22 protein-coding genes are annotated in these 16,975 nt (G+C 61.7%); 16 read left to right on the top strand and 6 right to left on the bottom strand.

What is annotated here, in order from left to right:
- Nucleotides 1-20 precede the first annotated feature (20 nt).
- Both BLS26_RS02200 and BLS26_RS02195 read right to left on the bottom strand, forming a co-directional pair.
- Nucleotides 21-800: an arginyltransferase gene (locus BLS26_RS02200; protein WP_092508023.1), complete on the bottom strand. Its 780-nt coding sequence runs from the start codon at nt 798-800 to the stop codon at nt 21-23.
- A gap of 78 nt (nt 801-878) precedes the next feature.
- The gene (locus tag BLS26_RS02195) at nt 879-1,424 is read right to left on the bottom strand and encodes an RDD family protein (RefSeq protein ID WP_172804528.1); all 546 of its coding nucleotides are present in this window, start codon (nt 1,422-1,424) and stop codon (nt 879-881) included.
- A gap of 182 nt (nt 1,425-1,606) precedes the next feature.
- Between BLS26_RS02195 and BLS26_RS02190 the strand changes: the two genes are divergently transcribed.
- Nucleotides 1,607-2,233: a DUF6151 family protein gene (locus BLS26_RS02190; protein ID WP_092508019.1), complete on the top strand. Its 627-nt coding sequence runs from the start codon at nt 1,607-1,609 to the stop codon at nt 2,231-2,233.
- Between the two features lie 123 nt (nt 2,234-2,356).
- Here BLS26_RS02190 and hemB read toward each other — a convergent pair whose 3' ends face one another.
- Entirely contained in the window at nt 2,357-3,418 is a 1,062-nt protein-coding gene (gene hemB, locus BLS26_RS02185; RefSeq protein WP_092508017.1) for a porphobilinogen synthase, read from the bottom strand.
- Between the two features lie 188 nt (nt 3,419-3,606).
- Here hemB and BLS26_RS02180 point away from each other — a divergent pair, with 188 nt between their 5' ends.
- Entirely contained in the window at nt 3,607-4,098 is a 492-nt protein-coding gene (locus BLS26_RS02180; RefSeq protein WP_092508015.1) for a DUF6163 family protein, read from the top strand.
- A 211-nt stretch (nt 4,099-4,309) separates the two neighbouring features.
- Here the strand turns inward: BLS26_RS02180 and BLS26_RS02175 are convergent, their stop codons facing one another.
- Nucleotides 4,310-4,573, bottom strand: coding sequence for a hypothetical protein (locus BLS26_RS02175; protein WP_079587331.1), 264 nt, complete (start codon nt 4,571-4,573; stop codon nt 4,310-4,312).
- 303 nt (nt 4,574-4,876) lie between these two features.
- On the opposite strand from BLS26_RS02175, the gene BLS26_RS02170 reads away from it, so the two are divergent.
- From BLS26_RS02170 to ldtR, 5 genes are all read left to right on the top strand, one after another.
- Nucleotides 4,877-5,191, top strand: a complete 315-nt coding sequence (locus tag BLS26_RS02170) for a hypothetical protein (protein ID WP_092508013.1) — start codon at nt 4,877-4,879, stop codon at nt 5,189-5,191.
- 175 nt (nt 5,192-5,366) lie between these two features.
- Entirely contained in the window at nt 5,367-5,699 is a 333-nt protein-coding gene (locus BLS26_RS02165; protein ID WP_074814005.1) for a GlsB/YeaQ/YmgE family stress response membrane protein, read from the top strand.
- Between the two features lie 474 nt (nt 5,700-6,173).
- Entirely contained in the window at nt 6,174-6,377 is a 204-nt protein-coding gene (locus tag BLS26_RS02160; protein WP_143039568.1) for a hypothetical protein, read from the top strand.
- Between the two features lie 284 nt (nt 6,378-6,661).
- The gene (locus tag BLS26_RS02155) at nt 6,662-7,339 is read left to right on the top strand and encodes a Crp/Fnr family transcriptional regulator (RefSeq protein ID WP_092508011.1); all 678 of its coding nucleotides are present in this window, start codon (nt 6,662-6,664) and stop codon (nt 7,337-7,339) included.
- Between the two features lie 637 nt (nt 7,340-7,976).
- Nucleotides 7,977-8,492, top strand: a complete 516-nt coding sequence (gene ldtR, locus BLS26_RS02150) for a transcriptional regulator LdtR (RefSeq protein ID WP_027537165.1) — start codon at nt 7,977-7,979, stop codon at nt 8,490-8,492.
- A gap of 157 nt (nt 8,493-8,649) precedes the next feature.
- On the opposite strand, the gene BLS26_RS02145 is transcribed toward ldtR, so the two are convergent.
- Nucleotides 8,650-9,624, bottom strand: coding sequence for a LysR family transcriptional regulator (locus BLS26_RS02145; protein ID WP_092508009.1), 975 nt, complete (start codon nt 9,622-9,624; stop codon nt 8,650-8,652).
- Between the two features lie 147 nt (nt 9,625-9,771).
- On the opposite strand from BLS26_RS02145, the gene BLS26_RS02140 reads away from it, so the two are divergent.
- The 3 genes from BLS26_RS02140 (at nt 9,772) to BLS26_RS02130 (ending at nt 11,632) form a co-directional block, all read left to right on the top strand.
- Nucleotides 9,772-10,173, top strand: a complete 402-nt coding sequence (locus tag BLS26_RS02140) for a hypothetical protein (RefSeq protein WP_244541817.1) — start codon at nt 9,772-9,774, stop codon at nt 10,171-10,173.
- 139 nt (nt 10,174-10,312) lie between these two features.
- Nucleotides 10,313-10,750 carry a hypothetical protein gene (locus tag BLS26_RS02135; RefSeq protein WP_244541816.1) on the top strand — a complete coding sequence of 146 codons (438 nt, stop codon included), beginning with the start codon at nt 10,313-10,315 and terminating at the stop codon, nt 10,748-10,750.
- Nucleotides 10,751-10,786: 36 nt separating this feature from the next.
- Entirely contained in the window at nt 10,787-11,632 is an 846-nt protein-coding gene (locus BLS26_RS02130; protein ID WP_092508005.1) for an MFS transporter, read from the top strand.
- A 31-nt stretch (nt 11,633-11,663) separates the two neighbouring features.
- Here BLS26_RS02130 and BLS26_RS02125 read toward each other — a convergent pair whose 3' ends face one another.
- On the bottom strand, nt 11,664-12,026 hold the full coding sequence (locus BLS26_RS02125) for a hypothetical protein (protein ID WP_157676257.1): 363 nt from the start codon (nt 12,024-12,026) through the stop codon (nt 11,664-11,666).
- A 210-nt stretch (nt 12,027-12,236) separates the two neighbouring features.
- Between BLS26_RS02125 and BLS26_RS02120 the strand changes: the two genes are divergently transcribed.
- From BLS26_RS02120 to glyA, 6 genes are all read left to right on the top strand, one after another.
- The gene (locus BLS26_RS02120) at nt 12,237-12,491 is read left to right on the top strand and encodes a hypothetical protein (protein WP_092508001.1); all 255 of its coding nucleotides are present in this window, start codon (nt 12,237-12,239) and stop codon (nt 12,489-12,491) included.
- Between the two features lie 25 nt (nt 12,492-12,516).
- A complete protein-coding gene (locus tag BLS26_RS02115) occupies nt 12,517-12,738 on the top strand; it encodes a hypothetical protein (protein WP_092507999.1) in 222 nt (73 codons plus the stop codon).
- Between the two features lie 253 nt (nt 12,739-12,991).
- Nucleotides 12,992-13,624, top strand: coding sequence for a DUF1326 domain-containing protein (locus BLS26_RS02110; protein ID WP_092507997.1), 633 nt, complete (start codon nt 12,992-12,994; stop codon nt 13,622-13,624).
- 39 nt (nt 13,625-13,663) lie between these two features.
- Nucleotides 13,664-14,446 (top strand): DUF2182 domain-containing protein, encoded by a 783-nt coding sequence (locus BLS26_RS02105; protein WP_092507995.1) that lies wholly within the window; start codon nt 13,664-13,666, stop codon nt 14,444-14,446.
- 278 nt (nt 14,447-14,724) lie between these two features.
- Nucleotides 14,725-15,348 carry a glutathione S-transferase family protein gene (locus BLS26_RS02100; RefSeq protein WP_092507993.1) on the top strand — a complete coding sequence of 208 codons (624 nt, stop codon included), beginning with the start codon at nt 14,725-14,727 and terminating at the stop codon, nt 15,346-15,348.
- A 297-nt stretch (nt 15,349-15,645) separates the two neighbouring features.
- Nucleotides 15,646-16,953, top strand: coding sequence for a serine hydroxymethyltransferase (gene glyA / locus BLS26_RS02095; RefSeq protein ID WP_092507991.1), 1,308 nt, complete (start codon nt 15,646-15,648; stop codon nt 16,951-16,953).
- Nucleotides 16,954-16,975 lie beyond the last annotated feature (22 nt).

Raw genomic sequence — 16,975 nt, 5'->3', positions numbered from 1 at the left:
CGGGTGATGACAACCGTGGCTTAGTCCTGCGGCTCGGCCAACCCTTCGCCGCCGGTCGCATCCACGCGCAGCCAGCCTGAGGGCGCCAGCCGCTGCTGCGGCAGGAAGCGGCCTTTGTAGTCCATCTTCTTGGAGCCTTCGATCCAGTAGCCGAGATAGACGTACGGCAGCCCAAGCCGGCGGGCTCGGGTGATGTGGTCGAGAATCATGAAGGTGCCGAGCGAGCGGCTCTGCTCCGAGGGCTCGAAGAACGAATACACCATCGACAGCCCGTCGCTGAGCACGTCGGTCAGCGCCACCGCGATCAGTTCGTCGCCGCGACCGGTAATTCCGGAGTCGATGCCGCGCTTGCGGTACTCGATGATGCGGGTCTCGACATGGCTGTCTTCCACCATCATCGCGTAGTCGAGCACGGTCATGTCGGCCATGCCGCCGTGGCGGTGGCGCTTGTCGAGATAGGCGCGGAACACCGAATACTGTTCCGACGTCGGCACCGCGCTGCGCTGCTCGCCGATGACGTCGGCATTGCGCGCCAAAATCTTGCGGAAATTGCGCGACGGGCGGAATTCGTTGGCGATCACCCGGATCGACACGCAGGCGCGGCACTGGTCGCAGGCAGGCCGGTAGGCGATCGACTGGCTGCGGCGGAAGCCGCCATGGGTCAAGAGATCGTTGAGGTCGCCGGCCTTGTCGCCGACCAGATGCGTGAACACCTTTCGCTCGTGCCGGCCCGGCAGATACGGGCACGGCGAGGGCGCCGTCAGGTAGAATTGCGGGGTGTCGCGGGAGTGCTGGGTCACGTCAGTTCGTCAGGCCTCCGAAGCAGGTAACGCTACATTCGCGCTCCGGAGCCTAACGGTCAATTGGTTTACCTCTGATCAATAAGAGCGCGCGGCCGGTGCCACCTGGGTCCGGATCGAGCTGTTGATAACCACGGTTCCCAGGACGATGTCGTGCAGCAGCCGGCGGCGGCCGTTGAACAGGCCGACCAGGAGCACCAGCGGCGACAGGAACGACACCGAGACCCAGAACAGCACGGCATGGGTGGCGCCGAGCACGAAATAGCCGGTTTGCCCGTACCAGGTGCGCAGCTCCAGATCCATTACGCGCATACCCATGGTGGCCGAATACGGCCCGCCGATCGAGGCGCCGTAATAGACGACGGCCCAGACCACGGTGGCCGGCCACGCCAGCCAGAACAGCGCCCAGCCGAGGCCAAGCGTGATCAGGCCGAACACGGCGATGAAGAGGTAGCCGAGGATGACCGGGACCGACAGCACGACAAGGTCGATCAGGAACGCAAACACCCGCCGCGTCAGCACGCCGCGAAACAGTTCCGGCTGCAGATACGGATCGAACGCATGCGGCGGGACGCCGCGAGCATTTGAGTCGCCGCCGTCGTACCCCGAACCGCTATAAGACATGGTCAGTCCTCCAGACCGCATATTCCCGGACCAGACATGGGAACGGGCCGCGTGGCCACAAGGGCGGCCGAACATTAACACGCCGCAATATTCCGGCGAATTTGGGGGCGCCGCCGCAGCGGGGGGAATAAACCATGGCGGCGGGCCTTATAGGTTGAGCGATTTGCCGAAAGGACGGTTCGATGGGCGATCAGGTGGAATTGCGTTGCCGCTGCGGCGAGGTCCGGGCGCGGGTCACGGACGCATCGCCCCGGGCGGTCAATCGCATTGTCTGCTATTGCGACGATTGCCAGGCTTTTGCCCACCAGATCGGCCGCGCCGACCTGCTCAATGCGCAAGGCGGCAGCGACATCGTCCAGCTTGCGCCGGCGTCGCTCACGTTTCTGCAGGGACAAGACCGGATCGTCGGACTGCGGCTGACGCCGAAAGGCCTGTTCCGGTGGTACGCGCGCTGCTGCAACACGCCCGTCGGCAACACGGCCACGCCCGCCATTCCCTTCGTCGGCATCGTCGCGCAAGGCTTCGACCATGCGACGCAGCAGGCCAAGGATGCCTTCGGGCCGTCGACCGGCGCGATACTGGGTAAGTATGCGGTCGGCACGCCGCCGGCCGGCTCGGCCGGGCTCAACCTTCTGCTGCTGTTGCGTGCCATCGGCAAGGTGCTCGGCTGGCGTCTGCGCGGAAAAGCGTGGCCGCACCCGTTTTTTAGGAAAGGTGAGGGCGTGCCGGTCTATCCGGTCACCGTGTTGTCGCGGGAACAGCGCGAGGCGCTCCGCCCGCTCTGCGGGCCGCGTCCGGCAGCTTCGTAGGGTGGGTTAGCCACCGGGTCACGCGTACGCGCGCCCGATGATAAACTCCGCGTAACCCACCGCGGTATCAACCGCGGATCGAGAAGTTGGTGGGTTACGGCTTCGCCTAACCCACCCTACGAATTACGATTCCGCCTTGATCTTTTCCGCCGCCTTCGGCGCAAAATACGTCAAAATGCCGTCGGCGCCGGCGCGCTTGAAGCCGACCAGGCTTTCCATCATCGCGCGTTCGCCGTCGATCCAACCGTTGTTGGCCGCACCCGCGATCATCGCGTATTCGCCGGACACTTGATAAACGAACGTCGGCACCGCGAACGTGTCCTTCACGCGGCGGACGATGTCGAGATAGGGCATCCCCGGCTTCACCATCACCATGTCGGCGCCTTCGGCGAGGTCGAGTTCGACCTCGCGCAGCGCTTCGTCGGAATTGGCGCTATCCATCTGGTAGGTGCGCTTGTCGCCGGTCAGCGTTTTCGCCGAACCGATGGCGTCGCGGAACGGCCCATAAAAGGCAGAGGCATATTTCGCGGCATAGGCCATGATCTGTACGTCGAGGAAGCCGGCCTCGTCCAGCGCGTCGCGGATGGCCCCGACGCGGCCGTCCATCATGTCGGACGGTGCGATGACGTCGCAGCCGGCCTCGGCCTGCACCAGCGCCTGCCGCACCAGCACCGCGACCGTCTCGTCGTTGAGGATTTTGCCGTCCTCGATCAACCCGTCATGGCCGTGGCTGGTGAAGGGATCCAGCGCCACGTCGCAGAGTATGCCGATGTCCGGAAATTCCTTCTTGATCGCGCGCACCGACTGGCAAACCAGGTTGTCCGGATTGAGCGCCTCGGAGCCGTGCTCGTCGCGCAAGGACGCTTCGGTATAGGGAAACAGCGCGATGCAGGGGATGTTCAGTTTCATCGCGCGCTCGGCATCGCGCACCGCCTGGTCGACGGTGATGCGATCGACGCCGGGCATGGAAGCGACGGGGGTGCGGGTATTGTGGCCATCGACCACGAACAGCGGCCAGATCAGGTCATCCGTGGTCAGCACGTTTTCGCGCACCAGCCGGCGGGCCCACTCGGCCTTGCGGTTGCGGCGGGGGCGGGTCACGAGGTCGAGAGGGGCAGCGGAGAGGGTGGTTGGCCGCCGGGGCGTGTCGCGCATTTCGATCGGACGCCCGAATTTGATCGCCATCTCTGAGGTACTCCCGGCAGGGTGTTTCGAATTGTTCCAGTTCTAGCATCCTGAGGCAGCCCCGTCACCGCAACAGCAATTGATTTTGCCGCCCAAGCGGGCCAAGAGTCGGCAGATGAGGTCATTGCTGCCGCCCATCCGCCCTGATTCCGACACCTGCTCGCCGATGCGCCGCCGGGAGAACCTGGATGTCTGACACCTCAGCCCGCGACACCCTGCGCGACCAGGCCCGCGACAACGCGCGGGACCGGGACAACGCGATGTCGGTGGCGGCGATTTCGTCGGAGCGGATCGAGCCCGACGACAATGGCTGGACCCGCCGGCTGGTGCTGTTCCTGCGGGTGATGGCGATCGTCTCGATCATCAAGGGCCTCTACCATTGGGCGCAGGTCACCGGCTTCATCGGCGGCGAGGAAGAAGCGTTCGAAAACCAGTCGATGGCCTGGCAGACCGCGACGATCTATTTCGCCGTGATCGAACTCGTCGCCGCCGTCGGCCTCTGGCTGGCGACGCCGTGGGGCGCCGTGGTGTGGCTCACGACCGTGGTGTCGATGGCGGTGATCGAACTGATGTTCCCGGGCATCTACGGCGGCAGCCTTACGGTGGTGGCGTTCGAAGCCGTGATGCTGGCAGCGTATCTCGCGCTGGCCTGGATGGCCGCGCGCGAACGGCCGCCATAGGCCAGGCGAGGTGGACCACTTCTCTCTCGCCCCGCAAGCGCGGCGAGGTGAACCAGTGCCGGCGCCGATTCAACTCAAAGCCATTACGCACCAGCGAGCCCGCGTGCTCACGCCAGATCGCCTCGTCATGGTTGGCAACAGGGCTGGCGGGGCGGGTCAGTGGTTTCTTCAGACCAATTGACCCACCCGCTGTACCCACGCCGTTACTTCATTACCTGGCGCAAGTCTTATCAGCTGCCAAAGCCGTCTGTGCCGATGCCTGTGTCGGATGAGCCGCACCGACAACTTTCATGCTGCCACCAGCGGCCGGCTGGGCATTGACGATCTGACACTTCATCGTCGCGGTATCTTGAGCCAGGTAGAACGAGGAAGCAGCAGCTGGCGGTGCTTGACCGACAGTTTTTTCCGGCTCAGCCGCAAATGATGGTGTAGCGAATGCGAGAATGGCGACGGTCGCTAAAAGAATTGTCTTCATGGTGTCTACCGGTTGTCGTGCGTCCAGTATTGAACACGGAGCAAATGGAACCAGCTGACAAAGGTTCCGGCGATAATGGATTTGTTTTTCTACCTCAACCGAAGATTGCAGTCCCTCCTCTGAGTGGATTATTTCTCGTACCGCTGCGATCCAATCCTCGCTCGCCGCGAGATCGCGGATGAGCTCTTTTGCTCGGTCAGCTGTGCTTCCGTATCAAGCGAGCCAGCGGAATTCGCGTGTCGGCCGGAACCATTGGCTCGCGAGTCTATTGGCTTCCTGACAAATCACTTTTGGAGAAATGCCATGAACAAGCTCGTGATCTCTCTGGCAGTCGGCGCTGGTGCGCTTTTCGTGACTGCTGCTTCCGCTGCACCGCTTTCCGCCGATGTATCAGTCACACCGGAGAGCAATATTCAAAACGTTCGCATGGTCTGCGACGAAAACGGCCGTTGCTGGCGCCAACGCAGTGAACGCCGCGTCATCATCCGTGACCCCGACGATTCATACGGATACGCTCCTCGTGAGCGTTATATCGAGCGCCGTGGTTATGAAGAACGTGGCGGTATCGGCTTCAGTGCTCCCGGCGTGAGCGTGGGCATCGGCACCGGCCGCTACTGAAGGTCATATCCAAAAGGCCGCGGAGAAATTCGCGGCCTCTCTCAAATGACGTAGACTGATTGCGTCAGCCGCACTTAGCGCCGAACGCGAACCGCAGCAAACCGATCGAATTTGGACAGACGGCGGCGGATCAGGTGGCGACGCTGCGTCTGAACCAAAATGCTGAGGTGGCACCATGAATATGTCGAGCGAAAGCCTTTTAGTCATATTGTTTGTGGGTCTCGTTGCAGGCTGGTTGGCCGGCCAAATCGTGCGAGGGACCGGTTTTGGGATCATTGGTGACCTCATTGTCGGGATTTTGGGCGCCTTTGTCGGAAGCTGGCTACTGCCTCAGCTAGGCGTCCATCTCGGCACGGGAGTGATCAGTGCAATCGTCAACGCTACCGTTGGTGCGATATTGCTGCTCCTCGTCGTGCGACTCGTTCGAGGTGGCGGCGGTTGGGGAAGTAGGTGGGGCGGCGGCTGGGGAAGTAGGTGGAGCGGCGGCTGGGGTCGGCGCTGGTGGTAACGCATTCTACGCGCGGCAAACGACCCAGCGGCTGGAATCGGTTCGGCAGTGACGAGTGGAAACGAGATTGGGGTCAACTTGGCTGACCAATGCGGTCTGCTGGTGCCTCCTAATCCATTAATTTTTTTGAAGTGAGCGATATTGCGACTCCGGAGTTCGGAAGAGCATCCCGGTTCCATCACCGCACCCATCGGTGACAAAGAGTTCGGTAGCGCTCCCGCTTGATGCGGGAGGGCCACCATGCTTGATCCGCAAACGCTCACTCTATCGCCGCGCGCGGCGGCGAAACGCTGTCCCAGATGCCGGTCGGGCATGGAGGTTCAGCGCATTGCCGCAGCACCGTACCGGATTCGAGCACTGGATCCTGCGGTGCACTGAGTGCGGCCCTATTCAGATAAGCGCTGACCCGCCGAAGTCCGATGCTGTTCGGCTAGGAGCACAGCGACCTGTGAGGGTCGCAGCAAGGACGATGACATGACAGAATTGACGCGCAATGATCTCAACATTCACGATTGGGCTGCCCGGGCATCCGAGGCTTTGATCCAGGCAAAAAAGCTGCCGCCCGGATCGCGGCGATCCCAGGCCATCAGAAAAGCCGAGCTACTTCGCGTTGCTGCAGACATGAAAACTTTGCTGATGTCGAAAGAGCCCAACGGCGTGCCGAAAGTAACTGGCTGACGGCAACCCAAGACCACGCGTCCCAAACTCGGAAATCGCCCCCTACACCGATCTCACGCCGACATTCGATCAGCGATGTCGCCCGGCGCGCAGCGAAACGATGCGGAAAACGGGCCTTCTCCGTTGAATTGCTGGCAATCAGGGGGTAATCTCTGCGACGCGGGGCAGAACCGTAAGTGATGACCTGATTGGAGCGGTAGCTCGCCGCTCAGCGCGAAAGTTGGCTTGGCGTCTGCCAGCCAACCAAAGGTCGATCACAGTTCGTTGAGCCAAAGGAGGCTCCGGTGGAGAAGCCAACCAAGGACATATTTGACCCCAAAACATTTCTCGCCAAGGTGGGCGCGGGGAAAACAATCCTCGAATTTCGCAAGAACCAGCACGTGTTCGAGCAAGGCGATGTCGCTGACACGATCTTTTACATTCAAAGGGGCAAGGTCAAACTTACTGTCGTGTCTGATCAGGGCAAGGAAGCGGTCGTCGCAATCCTCGAGCCCGGCCAGTTCTTTGGCGAAGGATGCATGAACGGTCATCCGTTGCGCATCGCGACGACAACAGCGATGGATGATTGCGTCATCACGTCGATCACCAAGGACGCGATGATCGTGGCTATTCATGATGAGCCAAAATTTTCGGAGCTATTCATGGCGTATCTCCTGACCCGGAACAGCCGGATTGAGGAAGATCTGATCGACCAGCTATTCAATTCGAGTGAGCGGCGGCTTGCGCGGCTGCTGTTGTTGCTTGCGAATTTCGGCAAGGAAGGCAACCCGCAGGCGATCAGTCCGAATATCAGTCAGGAAACATTGGCGGAGATGATTGGCACTACCCGATCCCGCGTCAGCCATTTCATGAACAAATTTCGCAAGCTGGGCTTCATCAGCTACAACGGGCATATCGAGGTTCACAATTCGCTGTTGAGCGCGGTTTTGCATGAGAAGCCGCAGCTAACAGAGGATGACTAGAAGCAATCCCGTCCCCAAAAAAACGGCCCCGGCTAGGGGGGACATGCCAGGGCCGTCATTTCATCGGATGCCTTGGGGGCGCATTGGCATCCGGTAGCTCGTCACTAAGTTACCCCGGCGGCATTGGTTCCAGGGCGTGTCCTAATTTGGATCCGGCGTTCTCCTAACTATCAATTTTTGAATGTGAGCAGTACTGACCAGTAAATGGCAGTGCGTTCCGGCATGGTAGTTCTATCGCCGTCCGCCATCGGTATCCATCGGCGACAGAGAGCCGGTAACGCTCCCGCGCGTGCCTCGCCGTTCCGTACAATTTTCGCTTATTTTCGCGGTAACCTTTCAGTCACCGTAAAGGGTTCCATCACACCTGTTACGCGGGCGTTTCGAATTCAGACGGACCTGTTTTGGAATGCGACAGGGGGTGCAGACGAAGCGTGAACAGCGGTCTTTCAACGTCAATGAAAGATTGCGAAAAGCCCTTTATCCATGGGCTTAATGCACGATTCACTCTCTTAAATTCATGATCTCTTTATTGTCTTATTTAAGCGGATCTTCAAACGCTCCCCTTAAGTTGTGGCTATCAGGCGGGACAAAAGTTTCGTCGAAATAAGTCGATAAAAACGACAACAGGGGAAGTGTCATGATCAAAGCCGTTGCAACGGCGGTGGAAACCGCTGAACGCTCTGCCGGTCAAGCTCCGGTGCAGCCGCTCTACCTCGAAGCATTGACTCTGGTGGAGCGGCTGCATCGCCGCCTGCTCGACGTTATCAAGGACGAGTTCGATCGCCGCGGTCGCGCCGACATCAATTCGGTGCAGGCGCTTCTGCTCTATAACATCGGTGACAAGGAACTGACCGCGGGCGAACTGCGCACGCGCGGTTACTACCTCGGCTCCAACGTCTCCTATAACCTCAAGAAGCTCGTCGAACTCGGCTTCCTCGATCATCAGCGCAGCCGCGTTGATCGTCGCTCGGTCCGTATCCGCCTCACCGCGCAGGGCCAGGAAATCCGCAAGATCGTCGACGCGCTGTATCAGAAGCACGTCAAGACCGTGGAGCAGGTCGGCGGCATCTCCAACGACGAGTTCGCGACCCTCAACAAGTCGCTGCACCGCCTCGAGCGCTTCTGGACCGACCAGATCCTGTATCGGCTCTGATAGCGTTTTCGAGCGAAGTGGACCTCCGGTTCGCGTGAAGAAAACGCGTCAAAAAATAAAAAGAAGAAATTCGACCACTTCGAAGGCCAAGCCGGCCGCTTAGAAGACCGGCAGCCCAACAAGCGGTCAAACCAACTGGCAAGGCAGTAAGCCCTGTTCAAGGCGCATCGGCTCCGGATTTTCCGGCGCCGGTGCGTTTTGCTTTGGGGGAGGGCGGCTTGGCGAAGCTCGAGCGGCGCTTCACGTGATCGATGAAGGCGCGCAGTTTCGGCATCATTTGGTGGCGGTTGGGATAGTAGAGGAACACGCCCGGCGTCATCGGCGCGAACCGCTCCAGCACGCGCACGAGTTTCCCGGCTTTCACCGCGTCGGCCGCGATCGGCGCCGGTACCTGCGCAAGGCCCAATCCCTCGACGGCCGCGCCGAGCATCATCGGCATGTCGTTGCCGATAAAGGGGCCTGAAACGATGACTTCGACGGCCTCGTTGCCATTGACAAAGGACCAGGGCGCGATCGACCCGTTCGAGCGGCGCATGCGCAGGCAGGCGTGCCCGCGCAAATCGTCGATGCGTTCCGGCCGCTGCCGCCGGCGCAGATAGTCGGGGCTGCCGACCACAGCCAGCGGATGCGACGGCGCCAGTCGCACCGCGATCATATCCGCCTCAATGAACTGGCCGAGCCGGACGCCGGCGTCGAATCCTTCGGCAGCGATGTCGACAAGGTTCGCGCTTGCGGCGATCTCAACCTCGACGTCGGGATAGGCCTGGCAGAAGGAGGCGATCAGTTCCATCAGGTGGGGCACCAGAGCGCGCGGTGCTGTGAGGCGCAGCACCCCGGCCGTCCGCTGTCCGAGGTCGCGCGCGTTCTCGGTTGCCGCGACGAGTTCCTCAAAGGCGGGCTTGGCGCGCAGGAGAAATTTTTCGCCGGCTTCGGTCAACCCGACACTGCGAGTCGTGCGTATGAAGAGCGTCGCGCCGACGCGTGCCTCAATTGCACGGATCGCCTGGCTGATCGCCGACGGAGTCACCCCGAGTTCCGCGGCTGCCCTGCGGAAACTGCGGTGCTGGGCAACGCTCAGGAACGCCTCGACGCCATCGAGCGCACCCTGCCGGACTGTGAAGTTCTGCTTCATACCCTGTCAACATTATCGCGAATAGTCGTTCGCGGAAAGCCGCCTTATGTCTGAGTTGCAAATCGGGAGCGGCTGCTGATGTCGAGCCCAACCTTCGTGACCGGCTCGAACAACAGAGGTGTCTACCGTGATCGGAGAACGAGACCAATGAAAGCAATCCGTAACGTCGTCCTGGCCCTCACTCTAACCTTGATAGGCGCGACCTCCATGACCAATCCATCCGCTGCCCAAGCACAAGCCATCGCACCCACAACCACAGGGGTGCTGGTTATTCTGACCGCGAAGGCGGGCGTCACGCGCGAGCAAATCATGGCCGTCATGCCGGCCGAAGTCCGACAAACCGTGCAACTCTATCTCAGTGGCAAGATCCGCGAATGGTATTCGCGCGGCGATGGCCGCGGGGCCGTGTTCTTGCTGGAGACCAGGGATGTTGCCGACGCGCACGCCATCATGGACGGACTACCCCTGGCGAAGCAACAACTCATGGATCACGAGTACATCGCAGTCGGTCCGCTGTTGCCGCTCCGATTGCTCATGGCCAATCCCTGAGCGCCCGTCGCCGTCAACCCGAAACATCCAATTCGACCTCGCTGGACCAGACAGTCACGCACAAGGGACTCCGAACATGCCGCCGGACTTCAATCTTCCGTTCGTTCTCAGCGTTGCGGGCGCTTTCCTGACGAGTGCCGTGATCGCCTGCATCTATGTCTGGCCGGCGGTCCGCGCGATGCCACGCTACGAGGCGCTCAGGCTTCTTGCCGCCTTCCATGCGTTCAGGTTCTTCGGGATGAACTTCATGGTCGCCGGGTTCGTATCCCCGCAGTTGAATTCAAGTTTCGCCGCCCAGGTCGGGTGGGGCGATCTCATCGCAGCGGTTCTCGCGCTGCTTTCGATGGCGGCACTGTCCTGGCGTTGGTCGATCGCCATTCCCGTTGTCTGGATCTTCAATATCTGGGGCACGCTGGACCTGCTGAATGCCTATTACATGGGTGTGAAAAATGGAGATCCTGGCCTGATGGGTGCCGGCATCTACGTTCCCGCGCTTTACGTTCCGCTGCTTCTCGTCAGTCACGTGCTCGTCTTCATGATTCTCTCGCGGCCTCGATCGGCCGAACAAGCGGCGTGACGCAGCCAAGGATACGCCGGGCATGGAGAGCCGCCGATGATGTCAGATGCGGTTTCCACGGCAAATATTTCGTCGCGTCCTGCCTGGCGCAGCCTGCTCTGGACCATTCCATGTACGGCGTTGTGGACGGGGTTGATCTATTCGGTGCCATTGATTCCGGAGAGCGGCTTTGCGGCACTGGCCGTCCGTGTGTTCGTCCACGGGCTCATCGCGCTCGGTTTATGGATCGGCCTGGAAAGCACCGACCTGATGCCAGGACAACGCCAGGCCACCTGGCTGGCCATCATGATCCCCTTCACGCTGTGGGCCACCGTCGCCTGGACCGCGGCCATCAATGGTGCGTTCCGCATCAGCGCCTCGGCACTGCCGCTGCTGCCGGCGGCGATCCTGCTGCCGCTGGTCATCGGTGTGCCGCTGTTGCTGCTGTCGAAGCGTGTGGGGCAGCTATTGGATGCGATGCCGGCGACGTGGCTGGTCGCTCTTCAGGTTTACCGCGTCTTCGGCGCTCAATGGCTCGCATTTTGGCTGCGTGGCGTGCTGCCCGCCCTCTGGGCCGTGCCGGCAGGGACCGGCGACGTGCTGACCGGCCTGTTCGCGTTGCCGGCGGCGATCGCCCTGGCGGCCGGTACGGCAGAAGGGCGGAAAGCGGCGATCCTCTGGAACATCTTCGGCATCGCGGACTTCGCCGTCGCCATCACCTTGGGACTGCTCATCACGCCCGGACCGTTCCAGCTCATTGTGCTGGATCTCTCGACCGCCGGCTTGGGCGACTATCCCAATGTGCTGACACCTGCGTTCGTGGTGCCGAGCTCGATCCTGCTGCACGCGCTCTCGCTGCGGCAGTTGTACCGTCGCAGTCGGGCGGAGGCGGCCCGACATTAGGACGTGATGGCGCTGCTTCGAGTTTCGCGTTTCAATTCCGCGGCGTCAGGCGGTCGGTGCCGTTGCCGTTCTCGCCGCGGATCGACCAGTTGCCGGTCAGCACGCCGCCGTCGCCGACGGTGTAGATGATCAATCCGGGCTGACCGTTGACCTGGTAGGTCGCCGCCAGCATGTCGCCGCGGCGCATGCCGAACCCGCTATAGACCGTGCTGCCGATCTTCCATTTGATCGAGAACGTCGTATCCGAGATGACGTCGACGGTCGCCGTTCCCGTATATTTGGAGCCGTCGGCATTGGTGCCGACCTCGTCATAGGTCGAGGCCAGCTTGAGCGTATCGGCAAGCGCCGGCGCTGCCAGGTTAAGAGCGAGAACGGCGCAGATGGTTCGGATCATGACGTTGCCCCCAAAGTTGATTTGAGAATTCATTTCAGCCCGCAATAAACCGCCATAGTCCGCTTCGGCCACGGGCGCAACGGGCGACGGATCGCCAGCGGGTCCCGGCATCCAGCTAGGCCGATGATTTTAAAGCCGAAAAGCCGATTTTCCCGAAATGGAACTTGTTGCCTGCGGGCGCATTATCAATCCGGCTGGAGGACGGAAGCAATGCTGGTAGAGCGCGGGTTGCAGGTCATGAATGTCGAAGTAGTCGGCGATGCCTATGCCATCGCCTCGAATTATCTCCGCAAGGCCGGCGCCATTCCCGATACCTTCGCCACCGACGAGCGGCTGCTCGAAATCATCGTCAATCTGTTCCAGCGCGGCGAGTTCAACCGGATCCGGCTCGCCAACAAGGCGATCGCCAGATTCGAAGCCGACCGAACCACCATCAACATACCCATCACCAGCATCTCGGCCTGACCGCATCACCTTCAGGGGAAACACCATGGAAGCCGCCATCGACCGCATCATGCAGACCTATGATCTGCTGTTGAATCGCAGCACCGCCGCCAGCGAAGAGGCCCGCGCCAAGGTGACGGACTATGTGAGGACGCTGTTCGACGCCGGCGAAAAGGACACGCACCGGCTGACAGTGTGCGGCCTGACCTATCTGCGTCAGCTCGACGGCTCGACCAATCCCGTCAAGGCCGGGTTTACCGGGCTGTAGGCACAACCCGAGCCGCGTGCAGCGCGGCAGAGCATCGCAACACCTGTACGCCCTGAACGTCGGCTGATATGTTTGGCCGATTGGGATAGCAGTCCCCGGTCCGTTTAACCGCCGCATGGCTTCCCGGAACGGTGCAGGTCGTTCGCATCAAGTCCCGATCCGCATCGATCCGGATTTTTCGACGCAAGGCATTTTCAGGCGGCATTTTCAGGCGGCTGCATGATCCCGCTGTTAACGCGATGGGAGGTGCGTCATGGCTGCGTCCGACTGGCGTCTCGAAGGCGAATGGATCAAGAACTGCAATTGCGCATTCGGCTGTCCCTGCGATTTCAATGCACTGCCGACCCACGGCTTCTGCAAGGGCATGGTCGGCATGAGGATTACGAAGGGGCACTTCGAAGGCACCAAACTCGATGGCCTGGTGTTCGCGGCCACCGTTGATTTTCCCGGAGCGCTGCACGAGGGCAATGGACAGATGCAGCCGATCATCGACGCGCGCGCTACGCCGGAACAGCGCCAGGCGCTTTTCAATATCATGTCGGGCAAGAATTCGGCCGACGGCACCCTGTTCCAGATCTTCAGCCTGATCGTCACCAAGATCCATGATCCACTGTTTGTACCCATCGAGTTCTCGTTCGACCGGAACGGCCGGGTTGCGCGTCTCGTCGCCAAAGGTGTGCTGGAGACCGATGTCGAGCCGATCAAGAATCCGGTGACTGGCGCGCCGCATCGAATTCAGGTCGTGATGCCGGATGGCTTCGAACATCGTTCCGCCGAGGTCGCCTCCGCCAACATCCACTCGACCGGGGCGCTCAAATTCGACACCAAGGGCACGCACAGCTCGCTCGCCAACGTCGTCCAGACGCCTGACGGTGTTGCGGCGTGATGCCCTGCGGGAGCTGTCCCTGACGCTGGGTGAGGCCTGATGGCGGAGCTGTTGGCGCTGGAATACCTGCTGCGGCGCGACCGCCTGGTCGTTGCGGCGGGGCTCGCCGTCGTGGTGGCGTTGGCGTGGGTCTATCTGGCCGCCGGGGCCGGCATGGACACCGACATGGCCGACATGGCGATGGACACGCCGATGCCGTGGTCGCCGTTCTATGCCGCGCTCATGTTCGTCATGTGGTGGGTCATGATGATCGCGATGATGGTGCCGAGCGCGGCCCCGACAATCCTGCTGTTTGCGACCATCCGGCGCAAGCAAGAGCCCGCGGATCATCCCTCCGTGGAAGCGTGGATGTTTTGCGGCGGCTATCTCTTGATGTGGGCGGGTTTCAGCCTCGTCGCGGTGCTGGCACAGCGGGGGCTCGAACGTGCCGGGCTGTTGTCGATGGCCATGGCCAGCACCAGCGCCGTGCTCGGCGGCGTCATTCTGCTTGCCGCTGGGCTCTATCAGCTTACGCCGCTCAAGCATGCCTGCCTGCGCTATTGCCAGAACCCGGTACTGTTCCTGAGCCTGTACTGGCAACCCGGTGCAGGGGGTGCGTTGCGCATGGGCCTCCGGCATGGAGCGTACTGCCTCGGCTGTTGCTGGTTTCTGATGGCGCTGTTGTTCATTGGCGGGGTCATGAACCTGGTCTGGATTGCCGGCATAGCCCTCTACGTCGCGGCCGAGAAGTTGCTGCCGATCGGCCGCGCGCTCAGCCGCCTCGCCGGCGTCGCGTTGTGCGCAGCGGGCGCGTTGTTGCTGGCCCGGGCACTGGTCGCGTAGCGCCTGATTTCTCTCCTGCGCCGGCGGCCCGGATCCGCGGCGTGGGTGACGGTGTGCTCCCGACCCGCGCTGCTTCGTTGCCAACGCAAGCGGAATCTTCTGCCGCGGCGTACTGGATCGCCAAGCCGGGCGATGACAGTGAAGTCCCGTCATTGCGAGGAGCGAAGCGACGCGGCAATCCATCGCGCCGCGCAAAGAAAGAGTGGATTGCTTCGCTTCGCTCGCAATGACGGTTAAGGTCGATTATCGCATCCAATAACAACCCCCGAGGAAATCCCATGCTCACGCTTCATCATCTCAACGACTCCCGCTCGCAGCGGATTCTGTGGCTGCTGGAAGAATTGGGCACGCCCTATGAGATGAAGCGCTACCAGCGCGACGCGGTGACGCGGCTGGCGCCGCCGGAGCTTGCGAAAATTCATCCGCTGGGCAAGTCACCCGTCATCACCGACGGCGATGTCAGGATCGCGGAATCGGCCGCGATCGTCGATTACATCATTCGCCGTTATGGAAAGGGCGCGATGATGCCGGCCGCCGGCAGCGCCGACTTCGAGGCCTATAACGAGTGGCTGCATTATTCCGAAGGCTCGGCGATGCTGCCGCTGATGCTGAATCTGTATGTCGGCAGGTTGAAGGAAGCCGGCGCGCCATTGCATCCGCGCATCGACAGCGAAATGGCCAACCACCTCGGCTATGTCGACGGGGCGCTCAAGGGTCGCGACTTCTTCGTCGGTTCGTCGTTGACGGGCGCCGACATCCAGATGAGCTTTGTCGGGGAGATGGCAAAAGTGTTCGACAAGCTTGGTCCGTATCCGAATTTGGCGGCGTGGCTGACACGGATGCATGCGCGGCCGGCGTTCCAGCGCAGCGTGGAGAAGGGCGGGGCGTACCGGTTTGCGTGAAAGGGACCGTCATTCCGGGATGGTCCGAAGGACCAGACCTCAGGTGCGCAATTGCGCACCGGGGAAGTTCGAGATTCCGGGTTCGCTTCGCGCCCCGGAATGACGGTGCCCCATTCCCGTACGACGGGACTTGGAACCCGCCCCATCCACCATATCTTGCATAAATGTCGGACCCATACCGCAAGTGCTTGGCCAATTCCGGGCGATGTGGTATCTCGCAAATGCTTCTTTCGACCGCCACACGTGACCGACCGCTTTGCCTGTTAAGGGCTTGCGGCGGTGGAGATATTTGGCCCAATGACCTCCTCTTCCAGCGCAAAAACCGCCTCCGCGCCCGACTCGTTCTTCCAGGCCACGCTCGCCGAGGCCGACCCGGAAATCGCCGCCGCCATCAAGGGCGAGCTCGGCCGTCAGCGCCATGAGATCGAGTTGATCGCTTCCGAGAACATCGTCAGCCGCGCGGTGCTGGAAGCCCAGGGCTCGGTTATGACCAACAAGTACGCCGAGGGCTATCCTGGCGCGCGCTATTACGGCGGTTGCGAATGGGTCGACGTCGCCGAGACGCTGGCGATCGAGCGCGCTAAAAAACTGTTCGGCGCCGGCTTTGCGAACGTCCAGCCCAATTCGGGCAGCCAGATGAACCAGGCGGTGTTCCTGGCGCTGCTGCAGCCCGGCGACACTTTTATGGGCCTCGATCTCGCCGCCGGCGGCCATCTCACCCACGGTTCGCCCGTCAACATGTCCGGCAAATGGTTCAAGGCCGCGCACTACACGGTGCGGCGCGAGGACCAGATCATCGACATGGATGAAGTCGCCAAGCAGGCCGAGCTGGTGAAACCGAAGCTGATCATCGCCGGCGGTTCGGCCTATTCGCGCGCCTGGGATTTCAAGCGTTTTCGCGAGATCGCCGACAGCGTCGGCGCCTATCTGCTGGTCGACATGGCGCATTTCGCTGGCCTCGTCGCCGGCGGCGTGCACGCTTCCCCGGTGCCGCATGCGCACGTCACCACGACGACCACGCACAAATCGCTGCGCGGCCCACGCGGCGGCCTGATCCTGTGCAACGACGAGGCGCTCGCCAAGAAGCTGAATTCGGCGATCTTCCCCGGCCTGCAGGGTGGCCCCTTGATGCATGTGATCGCCGCCAAGGCGGTCGCGTTCGCCGAAGCGCTGCGTCCGGACTTCAAGATCTACGCCAAGAACGTGGTCGAGAACGCCAAGGCGCTGGCGGAGACGCTGCGCGCCAATGGGCTCGATATCGTCTCGGGCGGCACCGACAACCATCTGATGCTGGTCGACCTCCGGCCGAAGGGCCTCAAGGGCAACGTCTCGGAAAAGGCGCTGGTGCGCGCTGCGATCACCTGCAACAAGAACGGCATTCCCTACGATCCGGAAAAGCCGTTCGTCACCTCGGGCCTGCGTCTCGGCACCCCGGCGGCGACCACGCGCGGCTTCGGCGTCGCCGAATTCAAGCAGGTCGGCGGCATGATCGCCGAAGTGCTCACCGCGCTGGCGCAATCGCCCGACGGCAAGGCGCCGCTGGTCGAAGCCGCCATCAAGGAACGCGTCAAGGCGCTGACCGACAAGTTTCCGATTTATCAATAAGGTCTCGAAGGTCAAAGGTCGT

The sequence above is a fragment of the Afipia sp. GAS231 genome (assembly GCF_900103365.1).
Classification (GTDB): domain Bacteria; phylum Pseudomonadota; class Alphaproteobacteria; order Rhizobiales; family Xanthobacteraceae; genus Bradyrhizobium.
Note: the sequence above shows the minus strand (reverse complement) of the source record. Positions and strands in the feature narration are given on the sequence as shown.